Source organism: Paucibacter sp. JuS9, assembly GCF_044043925.2.
GTDB lineage: Bacteria > Pseudomonadota > Gammaproteobacteria > Burkholderiales > Burkholderiaceae_C > JAUASW01.
This window is the reverse complement of the sequence record NZ_CP194172.1, coordinates 3,006,076-3,022,033: the sequence shown is the minus strand read 5'-3', so window position 1 is coordinate 3,022,033 and position 15,958 is coordinate 3,006,076. Positions and strand designations below refer to the sequence as shown.

Sequence of the window (15,958 nt, the reverse complement as noted above, 5' to 3'; positions counted from 1 at the left end):
CCTTTCCTATCGCCCTATGCGCAAACTCATTGCAACCTTGGTGTCCGGTCTTGCCCTGCTGGCCTTGACGCCGCTGGCCATGAGCCAGGCCGGTACTGGCGCTGAAACTGGCGCGGGCGCGATGGGCGGCCCGATCCGACTGACCCAACCTTTGCCGCGCGCCGTCAATGGCAAGCAGGCCGATGGCAAGCAGAAGTCGAACAGCAACTTCGAGCGCAAGTCGCGCGAGGCCGGCGACCCGCTCTCCCGCGAGGATGAAGCTGCCCAGCGCCCTGAGCCGGCGCCATCGGAGTTTGAGCTCTTTGTCAGCCGCCTCGCCACCAACAGCAAGAGCAGTTTTGACCGCGACGGCGAACCGATGCAGTTGGTGCGGTATTTTGGGAGTCAGCTTTCGCAGGGCAATCCGGTCGATGAGGGCGATGATGGTCCGAGCCTCGTGCCCGAGGACTACCTGATCGGCGCTGGCGACGAGATCCTGCTGAACCTCTGGGGCAGCGTGGAAGCCAATCTTCGCCTGCAGGTGGATCGCACCGGGATGGTGGCCATTCCGCGCGTCGGCAGCGTGGCGGTGAGCGGGCTGCGCTTTTCGGAGCTGCGCAAGGTGCTGGCCCAGCGGGTCGGCCAACAGTTCAAGAACTTCGATCTGTCGGTGGCCTTGGGGGCGGTCAAGTCGGTGCGTGTCTACGTGACCGGCTTCGTGCAGAAGCCGGGGGCCTATCCGGTCAGCGCGCTGTCGTCGATGCTGCAGGCTGTGATGGCGGCGGGCGGCCCCACCGCCGTGGGCAGTTTCCGCAACATCCAGTTGCGACGCGGCAGCGCCACGCTGAGCTCGCTGGACCTCTACGACTTCCTGCTCAAGGGTGATCGCAGTGCCGACCGCCCGCTGCGCAGTGGCGACGTGATCCATGTCGGCGCCGTCGGTCCGCAGGTGGGCGTGATCGGCAGTGTCAACAATCAGGCCGTCTTCGAGCTGCGCGCCGGTGAGACAGTCAACGATGTTCTGCGCATGGCGGGCGGCGTCTCGGCCGTCGCGAATCGCACCGTGGCTTCGCTTTACAGCTTTGATGACAAGGCTGGCCAGGCGCTCAAGAGTGTTGATCTTCAGAAGGATCAGGGCCTGGTCCTCAAGCATGGCGACGTGCTGCGCATCTCAAGCGCTGCCGACCTGGCCAGGCCCAGTGTTGGCTTGAGCAAGCGTGTGCGCGTCGATGGCGAAGTTCAGCGACCGGGCGACTATGTGCTCCCCGCTGGCAGCACCCTGCGGGATGCCATTGCCGCAGCCGGCGGCCTGACCTCCGAGGCATTTGTGTTCGGTGCCGAGTTCACCCGCGAGAGCACGCGCATTTCGCAGCAGGAGAATTACGACCGGGCTCTGCGTGAGCTCGAAACCGAGTTCAACCGTGCCGCCGTCACGCGCAAGGAAAAGGTCGTTCCGCCAGACGGAGCTGTCGTTGGCCGAAGCCTCGACCAGCTCCAGCTGATCGAGCGCCTGCGTTCGGTCAAGCCGACCGGCCGCATCGTCTTGCAGTTCGGGCCGCAGGACCGCGACCTGCCGCTGCTCGCGGTCGAGGACCGGGACCGCTTGTTCGTGCCATCGCGTCCGACGTCGATCAATGTCTATGGCAGCGTGTTCAACGGCGGCAGCTATCTGTTTGCCGATGGCCGCAACCTGGAGCAGTACCTGTCGTTGGCCGGCGGTCCGACTCGCAATGCCGACGCGGACAGCACCTTCGTGATTCGCGCCAATGGCAGCGTCGTCAGCGCGCGCAATACCCGCAGCGGCTGGAGCTTCAGCGGTGCCCAGGCTGTCGAGGCCCTGGCCGCCTTGCCGGGCGACACGATCTTTGTGCCAGAGAACATGAACAAGGTCAGCTGGACACAGGAGGCCAAGGACTGGGCCTCCATCCTGTCGCAGTTCGGCCTCGGCGCCGTGGCCCTCAAGAACCTGAAATGATGAGCGAACAAACCAAGGCTGCCGCCCCGCAGTCCGCCGAAATGGGTGGGCTGGACATGCTTCTTGAAGTCGCCCGTCATGCGCGTCTGATCGTCGTTGGCGGCCTCGCGGCCGGCGTGCTGGCGGTCGGTTTGAGCTATCTGGTTCGCCCGACCTTCAGTGCGAGCACGGTGTTGTTGCCGCCACAGCAGCAACAGTCGGCGGCGGCCTCGGCACTCTCCTCGCTGGGGGCGCTGGCTGGCCTGGCGGGCGGCGCGGCCGGGGTCAGAACGCAGCTCGACCAGTACGTGTCCATCCTGCTCAGCCGGACCGTGGCTGATCGCATGATCGAGCGCTTCCAGCTCTCGGCGGTTTATGAAGAACCGCTGCTGATGGATGTGCGCAGGGTCTTCTGGACCAAGCTGCGCGTGACAGCCGGGCGGCGTGATGGCCTCATCACCATTGAGGTCGATGATCACGAGCCCAAGCGGGCTGCGGAAATGGCGGCCGCGATGGTCGAAGAATTTCGCCGCATCACCTCCGAGATTGCGATCACCGAGGCGCAGCAGCGCAAGGTCTTCTTCGAGAAACACCTCGCCGATACGCGTGACAGGCTGGCGGCTGCGCAGCGCACGCTGCAGGACAGCGGGCTCAGTGCGGGCAGCTTGAAAGCAGAGCCCAAGGCCGCAGCGGAAGGCTATGCCAGGTTGCAGGCCGAGGCCACCGCGGCGCAAGTGAAGCTGCAAGCCTTGCTCAGCAGTCTGACTGCCAATGCACCTGAGGTGCAGCAGCAGCAGGCGGTGACGAGCGCCCTGAGGCAGCAACTGGCACGTGCTGAGGCCAGCACCAGCGGCGAGGGCAGCGACTACATCAGCAAGTACCGCGAGTTCAAGTACCAGGAGACCCTGTTCGAGCTGTTCTCGCGCCAGTTCGAACTCGCGCGTGTCGATGAGAGCCGGGAAGGTGGTCTGATCCAGGTCGTCGATGCGGCTGTTGTTCCGGAGAAGAAGATCAAGCCGCGCCGTTCCATCGTCGGCTTGGTCACCAGTGTGCTGTGCGGCCTGGGGCTGCTGGGTTTTGTATTGCTGCGCTGGCGCTGGCGCCTGACCGCCTCCGAGGCTTCGCGCAGCAAGCTCGGCAGTCTCGGCCTGGCGCTGCGCGGCAAGGCCTGAGGCCTGGCCGCCCTTTCTTGATCAGCCGCTGCTAGATGCTCTCCACCCTCGCCCTGAGTTTTGCCGTCGCCTTTGTGGCCACCCTGCTGATCGTCCGTTCAGCGCGGCTGCACTCCAAGCTCTCCGCCGATCACGATTTTTCCGGCCCGCAGAAATTTCATTCGCGCGCCGTGCCTCGCATTGGCGGTTTGGGCATCTTTCTGGGCGTGCTGGCCGGCACTGGCTTGGCCTTGTACAAGCTGGCCGATGGTCGAGCACTGGTCGGCGGCTTGCTGCTCTGCGCCATGCCGGCTTTCCTGATCGGGCTGCTGGAGGATGCAACCAAGCGCATCAGCCCGCTCTGGCGCATGCTGGCCTTGATGGCCGCAGCACTGCTGGGCGTATTCCTGCTGGGCGCGCGTATCGATCACACCGCCATTCCGGGCCTGGACCTGATTGCCGCCACCTCGGTGGGCGGGGCGCTGCTGGCCATCTTCGTGGTCGCTGGCGTGGCCAATTCGATCAATATCATCGATGGCTTCAATGGCCTGGCCTCGATGTGCAGCATCATCATGCTCAGCGGCGTCGCTGCCGTGGCCCTGACGGTGGGCGATCAGCTGGTGGCCGGCTGCGCCCTGATGGCAGCCGCGGCAACGCTGGGTTTCTTTGTCTGGAACTATCCGGCCGGCCTCGTGTTCCTGGGCGATGGCGGCGCCTATTTCCTGGGCTTCCTGCTGGCTGAGCTGAGCATCCTCCTGATCAACCGCAACCCGGATGTCTCGCCGCTGTTCCCCTTGCTGCTGTGCGCCTATCCCGTGATCGAGACGGTGTTCTCGATGTACCGGCGCAAGGTCGTGCGCGGGCGCCCCGTCGGCATGCCCGATGGCGTGCATCTGCACAGCCTGGTGTACCGCCGCCTGATGCGTTGGGCCATCGGCAGCCAGGACGCTCGCGAGCTGACCCGGCGCAATTCGCTCACGGCGCCCTACCTCTGGGTGGTGTGCTCGGCCTCTTCGATCCCGGCCGTGATCTGGTGGGATGACGATGCGGCGCTGGGCATTGCCCTGGGCGTTTTTGCGCTCGGCTACATCACCATGTACTGGCGCATCGTGCGTTTTCGCACACCGCGATGGCTGGTGTTGCGGCGCTAAATCCAGGCTGCGCCGGTGAAAACCCGCGTTTATCGACGAAGACAGCGATAATCGCGGGCTATGACCGAAACGACCCTCCCAGAAGTCGCGCCCGCGCGCTTCGACACGCTGCCCCTGGACCCCAAGCTGCTTCGCGCGGTGGCCGACTCCGGCTACCTGATGATGACGCCGATCCAGGCCAAGGCGATTCCCATCGTGCTGGAGGGGCGTGACGTGATGGGTGCGGCCCAGACCGGCACCGGCAAGACCGCTGCCTTCTCGATCCCGCTGCTGCAGCGCATGCTCAAGCATGAAAACGCCAGCGCTTCGCCGGCCCGCCATCCGGTGCGCGCCCTGGTGATCGCCCCGACACGCGAGCTGGCCGACCAGGTGGCCAACAACGTCAAGGCTTACGCCAAGCACACCAATCTGCGCTCGGCCTGCGTGTTCGGCGGTATCGACATGAAGCCGCAGACCCTGCAGCTCAAGGCCGGCGTCGAGGTGCTGATCGCCACCCCGGGCCGCCTGCTGGACCATATCGAGGCAAAGAACTGCGTGCTCAACCAGGTCGAGTACGTGGTGCTCGACGAGGCCGACCGCATGCTGGACATCGGCTTCCTGCCGGACCTGCAGCGCATCCTGAGCTACCTTCCCAAGACCCGCCAGACCCTGCTGTTCTCGGCCACCTTCTCGCCTGAGATCAAGCGTCTGGCGCAGAGCTATCTGCAAGACCCGATCCTGGTCGAGGTGGCGCGGCCCAATGCCACGGCCACCACGGTGGAGCAGCGCTTCTACAGCGTCAGCGACGACGACAAGCGCCAGGCCGTGCGCCAGATCATCAAGGAGCGCTCGCTGACGCAGGCGATCGTGTTCGTCAATTCCAAGCTGGGCGCGGCCCGCCTGGCCCGCTCGTTCGAGCGCGATGGCCTGCGCACTGCGGCCCTGCATGGCGACAAGTCGCAAGACGAACGCCTGAAGGCGCTGGAAGCCTTCAAGCGCGGTGAAGTCGACCTGCTGGTGGCCACCGATGTTGCGGCCCGCGGCCTGGACATCGCCGACCTGCCGGCAGTCTTCAATTTCGACGTGCCCTTCAATGCGGAAGACTATGTCCACCGCATCGGCCGTACGGGCCGCGCCGGCGCTTCCGGCCTGGCCGTGACCCTGGTGGCGCGTGACGACACCCGCCTGGTGGCCGACATCGAGAAGCTGATCAAGCGCAAGATCGATCTCGATCCGCTGGAGATCGAGAGCGAGCGTCCGCGCCGCGCGCCGAGGCGCGATGCTGAAGAAGGTGCATACGTCGCGGCAGCGGCAGCGCCGGCGCCGGTGGCTTCCGCCCCGCGCAGCAGCTACCGCGCGCCCTCGGCGCCGCGCGACGCCTTCTTCGACAAGCCCTACGAAGCCAGCGGCAGCAACGAACCGCCGGCCTGGGAAAAGAACGCGGCCCAGCCTGCGGTCAAGGGCGTGTCCAGCAATATCAAGCCCAAGAAGAAGGTGGCTGCGTTGTTTGGCGCCAAGCGGCCCGCACTGGTCGAGCCGGCCCCGGAAACAGCCTGATAGGTCAGCCGGCCAGCAAGGCGAAGACGGCCGGGATCTTGTCCGGCAAGGCTCTGGGATGCTGGCGCCACTGCGCCACGGTCGTGCTGCGGGTCCAGCCCTCACGCAGCGTCAGCCCACAGCTGACCGAGAGCTGCGTCTGAGGCTTCAGGCTGGCCAGCAAGGCCTGCAAGAGCGCCTCGTTACGATAGGGCGTCTCGATCATCAATTGCGTCTGCGCCTGCCGCTGCGAGAGCTGCTCCAGCTCGCGGATCCGCGCCGTTCGCGCCGCAGCGTCTACCGGCAGGTAGCCGACGAAGGCAAAGCTCTGCCCGTTGAGTCCGCTGGCCGACAGCGCCATCAAGAGCGAGCTCGGCCCGCTCAGCGGCAAGACCTCGATGCCGGTCGCATGTGCCTGGGCCACCAGGCGCGCGCCGGGGTCGGCCACGGCGGGCAAGCCGGCTTCGGAAATCAAACCCACATCATGACCTTGCAGGGCTGGCGCCAGAAGCGCCCGCCAGGCAGCGCTGCTGTCGTCGCCGGCCGGTGGCTTGCCGCCGCCCTTGGGTGGGCGGGGCAGCTCGGCAATCTGCAGCTCCTGCAACGGCAGATTCAGTGGACAGATCGCGTCGACCCGCTTCAGGAAGGCCCGCGTGGTCTTGGCGTTCTCGGCTGCCCAGTGTTTGATGCCCGCCGCCTGCTGCAGTGCCAGATGCGGCAGCACGTCCTGCAGAGGCATCTCGGCCCCTGGCACGCCAAAGTCCAGCGTGTTGGGCATCAGGACCAGCCGCCCCTTCATGACCGGCCCAGCGGGTTGATGCCTGCCTGGCGCAGCAGCTCGCAGGTGCGGATCAGTGGCAGGCCGATCAGGGCGGTTGGGTCGTCGGACTCGATCGCACTCAGGAGGCTGATCCCCAGGCCCTCGGACTTGGCGCTGCCGGCGCAGTCGTACGGCGTTTCGGCGCGCAGATAGGTTTCTATTTCCACATCCGACAGATCGCGAAAACGAACCACGACCGGGGCCAGTGACTGCGCTGCAAAGCCTCGGCTCAGGCAGACCACCGCCACGGCGGTCTGGAAAACGATCTGCTTGCCACGCATCGCTCGCAACTGCTCGACGGCACGCTCATGGGTACCCGGCTTGCCTATGGGTTTGCCTTCCAGATCGGCTACTTGGTCGGAGCCGATCACGACGGCGTCCGGATGCTGTGAGGCAACGGCTTGTGCCTTGGCCAAGGCGAGACGCACGGCGAGGGCTGCGGGAGCCTCTCCCGGCCGCGGTGTTTCATCGACCTCGGGCGACTGGACGGTGAAGGGCATGCGCAGGCGCTCGAGCAGTTCGCGCCGGTAGCGTGAGGTCGAGCCAAGAATCAGGGCGGGGGGGCTTTGAAGCATGGGGAGATTCTCCCATCGGGGTCGGCGCTCTTACACTTGCGGCATGAAAGAACGAGTTTTTGACCCCCGCAAGCTCGACGTCGCCGCGTTCGCGCGCGATGCTGCCAGCTTGCACGGCGAATGGCCTGCGACCAGCCTGCAGCGCCTGGCCGAGGCGGCGGCTGCAGAATCGCCGGCCAGCCAATGGCCTGCTGTCACCTGGTCCGTCGAAGGTGAGACGCGCGAAGTGCGGGGCCAAGCCCAAGCCTGGTTGCATCTGAAGATCGGCGCCAGCGTTCAATTGACCTGCCAGCGCTGCCTGAAGGCCGTAGGCGAGACCTTGGCACTGGAGCGCAGTATCCGCTTCGTCAAGGACGAGAACGAGGCCGCCGAGCTCGATGTCGACAGCGAGGAAGATGTCCTGGCGCTGCAGCGCCATCTGGACCTGGCCGAGCTGATCGAAGACGAGCTGCTGCTGGCGCTGCCCTTGGTCCCGCGCCACGAGACCTGCCCCCAGCCCTTGCCGGTGCCCGCGGAGGATGACGAAGTCTTCGAGGAAAAGCGCCCCAATCCCTTTGCCGCCCTGGCGGCTTTGAAGAAGGGCAGTGGCTCGCAATAGCTTTGCACGCTGGGAGCTTTGGGAAGTTCAGAAGCCGTGCTAGAATCGCGGGCTTTCCCGGGTTGGATTGCTCGCGTCTTGGTGGCGCGCTCATCGACACGGGGTTGCCCAGGCGACGGTGGCAGGCAGAGTTCTGAGTTGCCAATCCAATCGTGTTGCCAACAGTACAAGCCTTAACCGTATAGCCGCAGGAGAAAATCATGGCCGTTCAGCAAAACAAGAAGTCGCCTTCCAAGCGTGGCATGCACCGCTCGCACAATGCCCTGGTGAACCCGGGCACCGCGATCGAGCCGACCACCGGCGAAGTGCATCTGCGTCACCACATCAGCCCCAATGGCTTCTATCGCGGCCGCAAGGTCCTGAAGACCAAGGCTGACGCCGCCTGATCTGACTTCCATCTGCCTCGCGCCGACAAGGTGTCGAGGCTCATGAAGCGGTTCACTGGCGAACAACAAGACCCGGCCTGCTAGCCAACAGCAGGGCTGGGTTTTTGTGTTTCTGGGGGCTCTTCCCATGCGGGTGCGCCCGCTTGCCGTGGATCTGACGCTCGCGTAAGGTCCGCGGTTTCGCGGTCCAGCAACCGCGCTGACAAGATTTCGATGAACTCAATGGTGGATTCAAGTGCAGGCGGCGTGGTGCGCCTGTCGGTCGACTGCATGGGCGGCGACCACGGCCCTTCGATCACGCTGCCGGCCTGCAAGGCCTTCCTGGCGCGTCATCCGCAGGCCGAGTTGCTGCTGGTCGGCAAGCCCGAGGCCTTGACCGAGGCAGCCCATTGGCCGCGCTGCCGGATCGTGACCGCCAGCGAAGTGGTCGAGATGGATGACCCGGTCGAGGTGGCCCTGCGCCGCAAGCGCGATTCATCGATGCGTGTGGCCATCAGCCAGCTCAAGGCCGGGCCCGATGGCGCGAGTGCTGCGCAAGCCTGCGTCTCCGCTGGCAACACCGGCGCCCTGATGGCCGTGTCGCGCTACGTGCTCAAGACCATGGACGGTATCGACCGTCCGGCGCTGGCCTCGGTCATCCCGAACCAGCATGGCGGCTTCACGACCATGCTGGACCTGGGCGCCAATGTGGATTGCGAAGCCGAGCATCTCTTGCAGTTCGCCATCATGGGCTCGGCTCTGGTGCAGGCGGTGGACGGCAAGGCCAACCCGAGCGTCGGCCTCCTGAACATCGGCGAAGAGCAGATCAAGGGCAGCGAGACGATCAAGCGGACCGGCGAAATGCTGCGAACCGTGGCGGCGGCTGGTCATCTGAACTTCTACGGCAACGTGGAAGGCAATGACATTTTCAAGGGCACGGCCGACATCGTGGTCTGCGATGGCTTTGTCGGCAACGTCGCATTGAAGACGGCCGAAGGTCTGGCTGCGATGCTGGTGGGCTTCATCAAGGAAGAGTTCAAGCGCGGCATTTACGGCAAGTTGGCGGCAGTTATCGCCTTGCCGGTGCTGAATCGCCTGAAGGCCCGCGTGGATCACCGCCGCTACAGCGGTGCAGCGCTGCTTGGCTTGCGCGGCCTGGTGTTCAAGAGTCATGGCTCGGCCGATGCCTTCGCCTTCGAAACGGCCTTGAACAGGGCTTATGATGCGGCCCGCAACCGGCTTTTGGACCGGGTTCACGATCGCGTGGTCGAGACGATGCAGGCCTGCCCCAAGCCGGCGGCCGCCGCTGACAGCGCTGGAGACAAGGCGGCCCAATCAGTCGCCAACCCCGCATGACATCACCGCTTCCCCGCTACTCCCGTGTCCTCGGCACGGGCAGCTACCTGCCTCCCCAACGCGTCACCAACGCCGATCTGGCCCAGCGCCTGGCGGCCGATGGCATCGAGACCTCGGACGAGTGGATCATTGAACGCACCGGCATCCGGGCCCGCCATTTCGCGGACACGGGTGTCACTTCGAGCGAACTGGCCTTGCCTGCTTCGCTGGCGGCCATTGAGGCAGCGGGGCTGGTGCCGGCCGATATCGACCTGATCATCGTCGCCACCTCGACGCCGGACATGGTCTTTCCCTCCACCGCCTGCCTCCTGCAGGCCAAGCTGGGCATTGCCGGCTGCGCTGCATTTGATGTGCAGGCCGTCTGCTCCGGCTTCGTCTATGCGCTGACAGTCGCCGATTCGATGATCAAGACCGGCGCGGCGCGCAAGGCCTTGGTGGTCGGCGCTGAAGTGTTCTCCACGATCCTCGATTTCAAGGACCGCACGACCTGCGTGCTGTTCGGCGACGGCGCGGGCGCCGTGGTGCTGGGTGCCAGCGAAACGCCTGGCATCCTGGCCGCCGAACTGCATGCCGATGGCAGCCATGTCGGCTTGCTCTGCGTGCCCGGCCAGGTGGCCGGTGGCGTGGTGACTGGCCATCCGTTCCTGAAGATGGACGGACAGGGTGTGTTCAAGCTGGCCGTGGGCGTGCTGGAAAAGGTCGCGCGATCAGTGCTCGAGAAGGCTGGCCGCAGCGAAGCCGACATCGACTGGCTGATTCCGCATCAAGCCAATATCCGCATCATGCAGGGCACGGCCAAGAAGCTGAAGATGTCGCTGGACAAGCTGATCGTCACGGTGGATGAGCATGGCAACACCTCGGCCGCTTCGATCCCCCTGGCGCTGGATGTGGCGGTGCGCAGCGGCAAGGTCAAATCAGGTGACACCGTCATGCTGGAAGGCGTGGGCGGTGGCTTCACCTGGGGCGCCGTCCTGCTGGACGTGTAATAAAGATTCGAGAAGATACTGACATGAGCGCTGCTGCATTCGCATTCGTCTTCCCTGGCCAGGGTTCGCAGGCTGTGGGCATGCTGGACGCCTGGGGCGACCATCCGGAAGTGGCACGCACGCTGGCCGAGGCTTCCGCTGCACTTGGCGAAGACATTGCTGCCCTGATCAAGACCGGTCCCAAGGAGCAGCTGGACCTGACCACCAACACCCAGCCGGTGATGTTGACGGCCGGCGTCGCCTGCTACCGCGCCTGGATTGCCGAAACCGGCCTCGTGCCCGCTGCTGCTGCTGGCCACTCGCTCGGCGAGTACACGGCGCTTGTCGCTTCTGGCGCGCTGAGCCTGGCTGACGCGCTGCCGCTGGTGCGCTTCCGCGCTCAAGCGATGCAGGAGGCGGTGCCGGTGGGTGTGGGTGCGATGTACGCAATCCTGGGCCTGGACGGTGCCGTGGTGCGCGAGACTTGCCTGCAGGCCGCTGCCGCCAGCGGTGAGGTCGTCGAGGCTGTCAATTTCAATGACCCCAAGCAGACCGTGATCGCCGGCAGCAAGGCCGGCGTCGAGAAGGCCGCCGAGATGCTGAAGGCCGCGGGCGCCAAGCGCGCGCTGCCGCTGCCGGTGTCAGCTCCTTTCCATTCCAGCCTGATGAAGCCGGCCGCCGAGCGGCTGCGCGAGAAGCTGGCTGCTGCGAACTTTGGTGCGCAGGCCTTTCCGGTCATCAACAACATCGACGTCGCCGTCACGGCCGGCGCTGAAGATTTGCGCGACGCCCTCTACCGTCAAGCCTTCGGCCCGGTGCGTTGGGTTGAAGTGATCCAGGCCTTGAAGGCCCGTGGTCTGACTCACATCATCGAATGCGGCCCCGGCAAGGTGCTGGCCGGCATGGCCAAGCGCATCGACGCCGAGATCGTCAGCACCACGGTGCTGGACCCCGCCTCGCTGGTCGAGGCCAAGAACCTGCTGGGTTGAACAAGACATGACAGATACCAAACAAGTTGCGCTGGTCACGGGCGCCAGCCGAGGCATCGGCCGCGCCATCGCGATGACGCTGGCTGAGCGTGGCTACATCGTCGTCGGCACGGCCACAACCGAGTCTGGCGCTGCTTCCATCAACGAAGCGCTGGCTGCACACGGCGGCAGGGGCATCGCCCTGAACGTCAACGACGGCCCGGCCGTCGAGGCCGCCATCGACGAGATCGTCAAGGCTCATGGCGGCCTGCAGGTGCTGGTCAACAACGCAGGCATTACCCGAGACACCCTGGCCATGCGCATGAAGGACGACGATTGGGACGCCGTGACGGACACCAATCTGAAGGCCGTGTTCCGCATGAGCCGTGCTGTGATGCGCACGATGATGAAGCAGCGTTATGGCCGCATCATCAGCATCACTTCGGTGGTGGGCGCGTCCGGCAACGCCGGCCAGGCCAACTACGCAGCAGCCAAGGCTGGCGTGGCCGGCATGACCCGTTCGCTGGCCCGCGAACTGGGCAGCCGCGGCATCACGGTCAATTGCGTCGCCCCTGGCTTCATTGCCACTGACATGACCGAGGTGCTGCCCGAGGCCCAGAAAGCCGCGCTGCTGTCGCAGATCCCGGTCGGTCGCCTGGGCGAGCCTAAGGAAATTGCTGATGCAGTCGCCTTCCTGGCTTCGCCGGCTGCGGCCTACATCACTGGTACCGAATTGCATGTCAATGGAGGCATGTTCATGAATTGAGGTCGGCGCATCCGCGCAGGCCCGCCGGTTTTTGCCCGGCCGGTGAAGGTCTTGGAGCCACGCGTTTCCCTTGAACTAGGGGCATGTCTCTAGAGGCCTTAGAATCCCGGGCTGTTCCTTTGCAAACCCCTCCTGGAGGAGTCATGAGCGATATCGAAGCACGCGTCAAGAAAATCATTGCCGAGCAACTCGGCGTGCCTGAGGCCGATGTGACCAATGAGAAGGCCTTCGTGGCAGATCTGGGCGCAGATTCCCTGGACACCGTCGAACTGGTGATGGCACTCGAAGACGAGTTCGGCATCGAGATCCCCGACGAAGAAGCCGAGAAGATCACCACTGTCCAGCTGGCGATCGACTACGCTCAAAAGGCCCAGAAGGCCTGATGAGCGCCGAGTGGCTGCGCGCGAGACCGCTTCGCGCGGTAGCGCAGCCGACTGTCAACTATTTCCGTATCGCATGAGCCGTCGTCGCGTTGTCGTTACCGGACTTGGTCTTATCAGCCCCGTGGGTATCACGGTGGCCGAGGGCTGGGCCAACATCCTGGCGGGCCAGTCCGGCATTGACCGCATCACCCGTTTCGATCCCAGCAACTTCGCCTGCCAGTTCGCAGGCGAGGTCAAGGGTTTCGACGTGGCTGCCTATATGTCCAGCAAGGAAGCTCGGACGATGGACTCCTTCATCCATTACGGATTGGCGGCGTCCATTCAGGCGGTGCAAGACGCAGGTCTGCCCACGAATGATCAGTTGACGGAAGAGCAGGCCGAGCGCATCGGCGTGCTGGTGGGCTCCGGCATCGGTGGCCTGCCGATGATCGAGGAAACACATACCGAACTGGTAAACCGCGGCCCGCGCCGTGTCTCGCCGTTCTTCGTGCCGGCCTCGATCATCAACATGATTTCCGGCCATGTCTCGATCCGCTACGGCTTTCAAGGCCCGAATCTGGCGATCGTGACGGCCTGCACCACCGGCCTGCACGCCATCGGCGAAGCCGGCCGGCTGATCGAATACGGCGACGCCGACGTGATGATTGCCGGCGGTGCCGAGGCGACCGTCTCGCCGCTGGGCGTGGGTGGCTTTGCAGCCGCCCGTGCTCTGTCGACCCGAAACGACGACCCCAAGACCGCGTCCCGTCCCTGGGACAAGGACCGCGACGGCTTCGTGCTGGGCGAGGGCAGCGGTGTGCTGGTGCTTGAAGAGTACGAGCACGCCAAGAAGCGCGGGGCCAAGATCTATTGCGAGCTGGTGGGCTTCGGCATGGGTGCCGATGCGTATCACATGACTGCGCCCAACGTGGATGGCCCCAAGCGCTCCATGAAGGCTGCGCTGCGCAATGCTGGCCTCAATGCCGACCAGATCCAGTACATGAACGCGCATGGCACCTCCACGCCGCTGGGCGACGTGAACGAGACCAACGCGATCAAGCTCGCCTTTGGTGATCACGCCAAGAAGATGGTGGTCAGCTCGACCAAGTCCATGACCGGCCACCTGCTGGGCGGCGCTGGCGGCATCGAGTCGGTGTTCACCGCGCTGGCGGTGCACAACCAGATCGCTCCGCCGACGATCAACATCTTCAACCAGGATCCCGAGTGCGACCTGGACTACTGCGCCAACGAGGCGCGGCCGATGAAGATCGAGTACGCCGCCAAGAACAACTTCGGTTTCGGTGGCACCAACGGCACGCTGATCTTCAAGCGGGTCTGATGCCCTGACGGCGATGCAGCCCTCGCTGCGCCATCCGCCTCCATTCCTCCTTACGGTCGGTCGCGACCCTGCGTGGAGCCTGCTCAATGCGGGCCTCGCCGGGCTGGGTGCGGCCGCTTTTCTTTTGGCCCTGGCGCTGCACTGGGGCATGATCGTCTGGTGGGCTGCACCTTTGGTGCCGCTGATGGCGATCTTGTGGTGGCGATGGTCAGCGCCGCACGAGCGCCGCCTGCGCTGGGACGGCCAGGCCTGGCAGTTGCTGGCGCAGTCGGACGATGAGATCGCTGTTCGTGTGGCCCCGGCTCTGGATTTCGACGCGTGGTTGCTCTTGCGCCTGGGCAGTCCCGACTGGTGCTCTGTAGTCGCGCCACGCTATCTGGCGCTGAGCCGCAAGCAGCATGCTGGCCAATGGAGTTTGCTGCGCGCCACCTTGTATGCGGAGCGGCCGAAGCAGTAGGCTTCGCGCGTGCCTGCCTTGCCCCGTGACGAAAGACCCAGGAACTATCTCGAATGTTGAAGACACGCTCCCACCTCCGTACCGTCGCCAAGCCCTGGACGCTGGCGATGGCGCTGTCCGCCGCGACCCTGACCGTCGTGCTGACGGCCTTGCCCATCACGAGTCACGCCCAGCGCGGCAGCCTGCCCGACTTCACCGAGCTGGTCGAGAACACGGGCCCGGCGGTGGTCAATATCCGCACCACCGAGAAGGTCCGCCCGGCCGCCAATTCGGCCGAGATGAATGACCTGCTGCAAGAGCTGCAGCGTCGCTTCGGCATGCCGGCACCCAATCAGCGCCGTGGCAATCCGCGTGGTGGTGAAGAGGAAGCGCCGCAGCGCCGCGGCGTGGGTTCGGGCTTCATCCTCAGCGCCGATGGCGTTGTGATGACCAATGCCCACGTGGTCGATGGCGCAGACGAAGTGCTGGTCACGCTGACCGACAAGCGCGAGTTCAAGGCCAGGATCGTCGGCGCCGATCGTCGCAGCGACGTGGCCGTGCTGAAGATCGATGCCACCGGCCTGCCGACCGTGAAGATCGGCGACGTCGGCCGGCTCAAGGTCGGCGAATGGGTGCTGGCCATCGGCTCGCCCTTCGGCTTCGAGAACACGGTGACGGCCGGCATCGTCAGCGCCAAGTCGCGCGACACCGGCGACCTGCTGCCGCTGATCCAGACCGACGTGGCCATCAACCCCGGCAACTCGGGCGGCCCGCTCCTGAACATGCGCGGGGAGGTGGTCGGCATCAACTCTCAGATCTACAGCCAATCCGGCGGCTTCATGGGTATCTCCTTCTCGATCCCGATCGACGAGGCGGTGCGCGTGGCCGATCAGCTTCGCAACGGTGGCAAGGTCAAGCGCGGCCGCATGGGCCTGCTGCCTGACGACCTGACGAAAGAGCAGGCCGAGGCGATCGGCCTGGGCAGCAAGGCGCACGGTGCGCTGGTGCGCAATGTCGAAGCTGGCAGCGCGGCTGAAAAGGCCGGCATCGAAGGCGGCGACGTGATTACCAAGTTCGATGGCAAGAGCATCGAGCGCGCCATTGACCTGCGCCGCATTGCCGCGGCCACCAAGCCAGGCAGCAAGGTCACGGTGCAATTGTTCCGCCGTGGCGCCTACAAGGACGTGCATGTGGTGCTCGGCGAAGTGGACGACGAAGAGGCCGCCAAGCGCGATGCTGCACCAGAAGCGGTCAGCAGCGCCAACGCCCTGGGACTCAGCGTCGGCGAAATCGGCGAGAGCCAGAAGCGAGAGTTGAAGCTGCGCTCGGGTGTGCGCGTGGAATCGGCCGAAGGCCCGGCCGCGCGTGCCGGTCTGCGTGCTGGCGACCTGATCCTCTCGGTCGACAACGTCGAGGTGAGCACCGTCAAACAGTTCCAGGCCCAGCTTGCCAAGGCGGACAAGGCCAAGGTGATCAGCATGATGGTGCGCCGTGCCGATGCCGTGACCATCGTCCTGGTCAAGCCGGGCAAGCCCTGATCCGTTCAGGCCCGTCGTCCTACAACCCAGCAGGGCGATGGGTCTTTCCACGTCGTGAGATCGAATGGATCCCGATCCAAGTTTGCAGGCGCTCACATCTCCAGCCCGCAAACTTGATTC

General features: G+C 65.1%; 16 protein-coding genes. 14 read left to right on the top strand and 2 right to left on the bottom strand.

Annotated elements, in window-relative coordinates; genetic code table 11:
- The first annotated feature begins 16 nt into the window (after positions 1-16).
- From ABT392_RS13540 to ABT392_RS13525, 4 genes are read left to right on the top strand one after another with little or no spacing between them, the layout of a single operon-like run.
- On the top strand, positions 17-1,954 hold the full coding sequence (locus ABT392_RS13540) for an SLBB domain-containing protein (RefSeq protein WP_395385540.1): 1,938 nt from the start codon (positions 17-19) through the stop codon (positions 1,952-1,954).
- Positions 1,954-3,105, top strand: coding sequence for a Wzz/FepE/Etk N-terminal domain-containing protein (locus tag ABT392_RS13535; RefSeq protein WP_334276360.1), 1,152 nt, complete (start codon positions 1,954-1,956; stop codon positions 3,103-3,105). Before ABT392_RS13540 ends, ABT392_RS13535 begins: the two co-directional genes overlap by 1 nt.
- A 35-nt stretch (positions 3,106-3,140) precedes the next feature.
- On the top strand, positions 3,141-4,235 hold the full coding sequence (locus ABT392_RS13530; RefSeq protein ID WP_395385541.1) for an MraY family glycosyltransferase: 1,095 nt from the start codon (positions 3,141-3,143) through the stop codon (positions 4,233-4,235).
- A gap of 60 nt (positions 4,236-4,295) precedes the next feature.
- Entirely contained in the window at positions 4,296-5,771 is a 1,476-nt protein-coding gene (locus ABT392_RS13525; protein ID WP_395385542.1) for a DEAD/DEAH box helicase, read from the top strand.
- 4 nt (positions 5,772-5,775) lie between these two features.
- On the opposite strand, the gene ABT392_RS13520 is transcribed toward ABT392_RS13525, so the two are convergent.
- Together ABT392_RS13520 and ABT392_RS13515 are read right to left on the bottom strand one after the other, a co-directional pair.
- Positions 5,776-6,549 (bottom strand): SAM-dependent methyltransferase, encoded by a 774-nt coding sequence (locus tag ABT392_RS13520; RefSeq protein ID WP_395385543.1) that lies wholly within the window; start codon positions 6,547-6,549, stop codon positions 5,776-5,778.
- Positions 6,546-7,145 carry a Maf family nucleotide pyrophosphatase gene (locus tag ABT392_RS13515; RefSeq protein WP_464970794.1) on the bottom strand — a complete coding sequence of 200 codons (600 nt, stop codon included), beginning with the start codon at positions 7,143-7,145 and terminating at the stop codon, positions 6,546-6,548. The genes ABT392_RS13520 and ABT392_RS13515 overlap by 4 nt, the downstream gene beginning before the upstream one ends.
- 43 nt (positions 7,146-7,188) lie before the next feature.
- On the opposite strand from ABT392_RS13515, the gene ABT392_RS13510 reads away from it, so the two are divergent.
- The 10 genes from ABT392_RS13510 to ABT392_RS13465 all read left to right on the top strand — a co-directional run bounded on the left by ABT392_RS13510 (position 7,189) and on the right by ABT392_RS13465 (position 15,838).
- Positions 7,189-7,743: a YceD family protein gene (locus ABT392_RS13510; RefSeq protein ID WP_334276355.1), complete on the top strand. Its 555-nt coding sequence runs from the start codon at positions 7,189-7,191 to the stop codon at positions 7,741-7,743.
- 200 nt (positions 7,744-7,943) lie between these two features.
- On the top strand, positions 7,944-8,129 hold the full coding sequence (gene rpmF / locus ABT392_RS13505; RefSeq protein ID WP_198100908.1) for a 50S ribosomal protein L32: 186 nt from the start codon (positions 7,944-7,946) through the stop codon (positions 8,127-8,129).
- Between the two features lie 246 nt (positions 8,130-8,375).
- Positions 8,376-9,464 carry a phosphate acyltransferase PlsX gene (gene plsX, locus ABT392_RS13500; protein WP_395386820.1) on the top strand — a complete coding sequence of 363 codons (1,089 nt, stop codon included), beginning with the start codon at positions 8,376-8,378 and terminating at the stop codon, positions 9,462-9,464.
- On the top strand, positions 9,461-10,450 hold the full coding sequence (locus tag ABT392_RS13495; RefSeq protein ID WP_334276354.1) for a beta-ketoacyl-ACP synthase III: 990 nt from the start codon (positions 9,461-9,463) through the stop codon (positions 10,448-10,450). Before plsX ends, ABT392_RS13495 begins: the two co-directional genes overlap by 4 nt.
- A gap of 23 nt (positions 10,451-10,473) precedes the next feature.
- Positions 10,474-11,418 carry an ACP S-malonyltransferase gene (fabD, locus tag ABT392_RS13490; RefSeq protein ID WP_334276353.1) on the top strand — a complete coding sequence of 315 codons (945 nt, stop codon included), beginning with the start codon at positions 10,474-10,476 and terminating at the stop codon, positions 11,416-11,418.
- Between the two features lie 7 nt (positions 11,419-11,425).
- On the top strand, positions 11,426-12,163 hold the full coding sequence (gene fabG / locus ABT392_RS13485; RefSeq protein ID WP_334276351.1) for a 3-oxoacyl-ACP reductase FabG: 738 nt from the start codon (positions 11,426-11,428) through the stop codon (positions 12,161-12,163).
- Positions 12,164-12,306: 143 nt separating this feature from the next.
- Positions 12,307-12,546 carry an acyl carrier protein gene (acpP, locus tag ABT392_RS13480; RefSeq protein ID WP_282823812.1) on the top strand — a complete coding sequence of 80 codons (240 nt, stop codon included), beginning with the start codon at positions 12,307-12,309 and terminating at the stop codon, positions 12,544-12,546.
- 73 nt (positions 12,547-12,619) lie between these two features.
- Entirely contained in the window at positions 12,620-13,864 is a 1,245-nt protein-coding gene (fabF, locus tag ABT392_RS13475) for a beta-ketoacyl-ACP synthase II (RefSeq protein WP_334276350.1), read from the top strand.
- A 13-nt stretch (positions 13,865-13,877) separates the two neighbouring features.
- A complete protein-coding gene (locus ABT392_RS13470) occupies positions 13,878-14,321 on the top strand; it encodes a hypothetical protein (RefSeq protein WP_464970793.1) in 444 nt (147 codons plus the stop codon).
- A 53-nt stretch (positions 14,322-14,374) separates the two neighbouring features.
- A complete protein-coding gene (locus ABT392_RS13465) occupies positions 14,375-15,838 on the top strand; it encodes a Do family serine endopeptidase (RefSeq protein WP_334276348.1) in 1,464 nt (487 codons plus the stop codon).
- The last annotated feature ends 120 nt before the right edge of the window (positions 15,839-15,958 follow it).

Excerpts from the sequence above, each read along its gene's own strand:
- ABT392_RS13540 (WP_395385540.1), top strand. The coding sequence starts at position 17 with ATGCGCAAACTCATTGCAACCTTGGTGTCCGGTCTTGCCCTGCTGGCC.
- ABT392_RS13535 (WP_334276360.1), top strand. The coding sequence starts at position 1,954 with ATGAGCGAACAAACCAAGGCTGCCGCCCCGCAGTCCGCCGAAATGGGT.
- ABT392_RS13530 (WP_395385541.1), top strand. The coding sequence starts at position 3,141 with ATGCTCTCCACCCTCGCCCTGAGTTTTGCCGTCGCCTTTGTGGCCACC.
- ABT392_RS13525 (WP_395385542.1), top strand. The coding sequence starts at position 4,296 with ATGACCGAAACGACCCTCCCAGAAGTCGCGCCCGCGCGCTTCGACACG.
- ABT392_RS13520 (WP_395385543.1), bottom strand. The coding sequence starts at position 6,549 with ATGAAGGGGCGGCTGGTCCTGATGCCCAACACGCTGGACTTTGGCGTG.
- ABT392_RS13515 (WP_464970794.1), bottom strand. The coding sequence starts at position 7,145 with ATGCTTCAAAGCCCCCCCGCCCTGATTCTTGGCTCGACCTCACGCTAC.
- ABT392_RS13510 (WP_334276355.1), top strand. The coding sequence starts at position 7,189 with ATGAAAGAACGAGTTTTTGACCCCCGCAAGCTCGACGTCGCCGCGTTC.
- rpmF (WP_198100908.1), top strand. The coding sequence starts at position 7,944 with ATGGCCGTTCAGCAAAACAAGAAGTCGCCTTCCAAGCGTGGCATGCAC.
- ABT392_RS13495 (WP_334276354.1), top strand. The coding sequence starts at position 9,461 with ATGACATCACCGCTTCCCCGCTACTCCCGTGTCCTCGGCACGGGCAGC.
- fabD (WP_334276353.1), top strand. The coding sequence starts at position 10,474 with ATGAGCGCTGCTGCATTCGCATTCGTCTTCCCTGGCCAGGGTTCGCAG.
- fabG (WP_334276351.1), top strand. The coding sequence starts at position 11,426 with ATGACAGATACCAAACAAGTTGCGCTGGTCACGGGCGCCAGCCGAGGC.
- acpP (WP_282823812.1), top strand. The coding sequence starts at position 12,307 with ATGAGCGATATCGAAGCACGCGTCAAGAAAATCATTGCCGAGCAACTC.
- fabF (WP_334276350.1), top strand. The coding sequence starts at position 12,620 with ATGAGCCGTCGTCGCGTTGTCGTTACCGGACTTGGTCTTATCAGCCCC.
- ABT392_RS13470 (WP_464970793.1), top strand. The coding sequence starts at position 13,878 with ATGCAGCCCTCGCTGCGCCATCCGCCTCCATTCCTCCTTACGGTCGGT.
- ABT392_RS13465 (WP_334276348.1), top strand. The coding sequence starts at position 14,375 with ATGTTGAAGACACGCTCCCACCTCCGTACCGTCGCCAAGCCCTGGACG.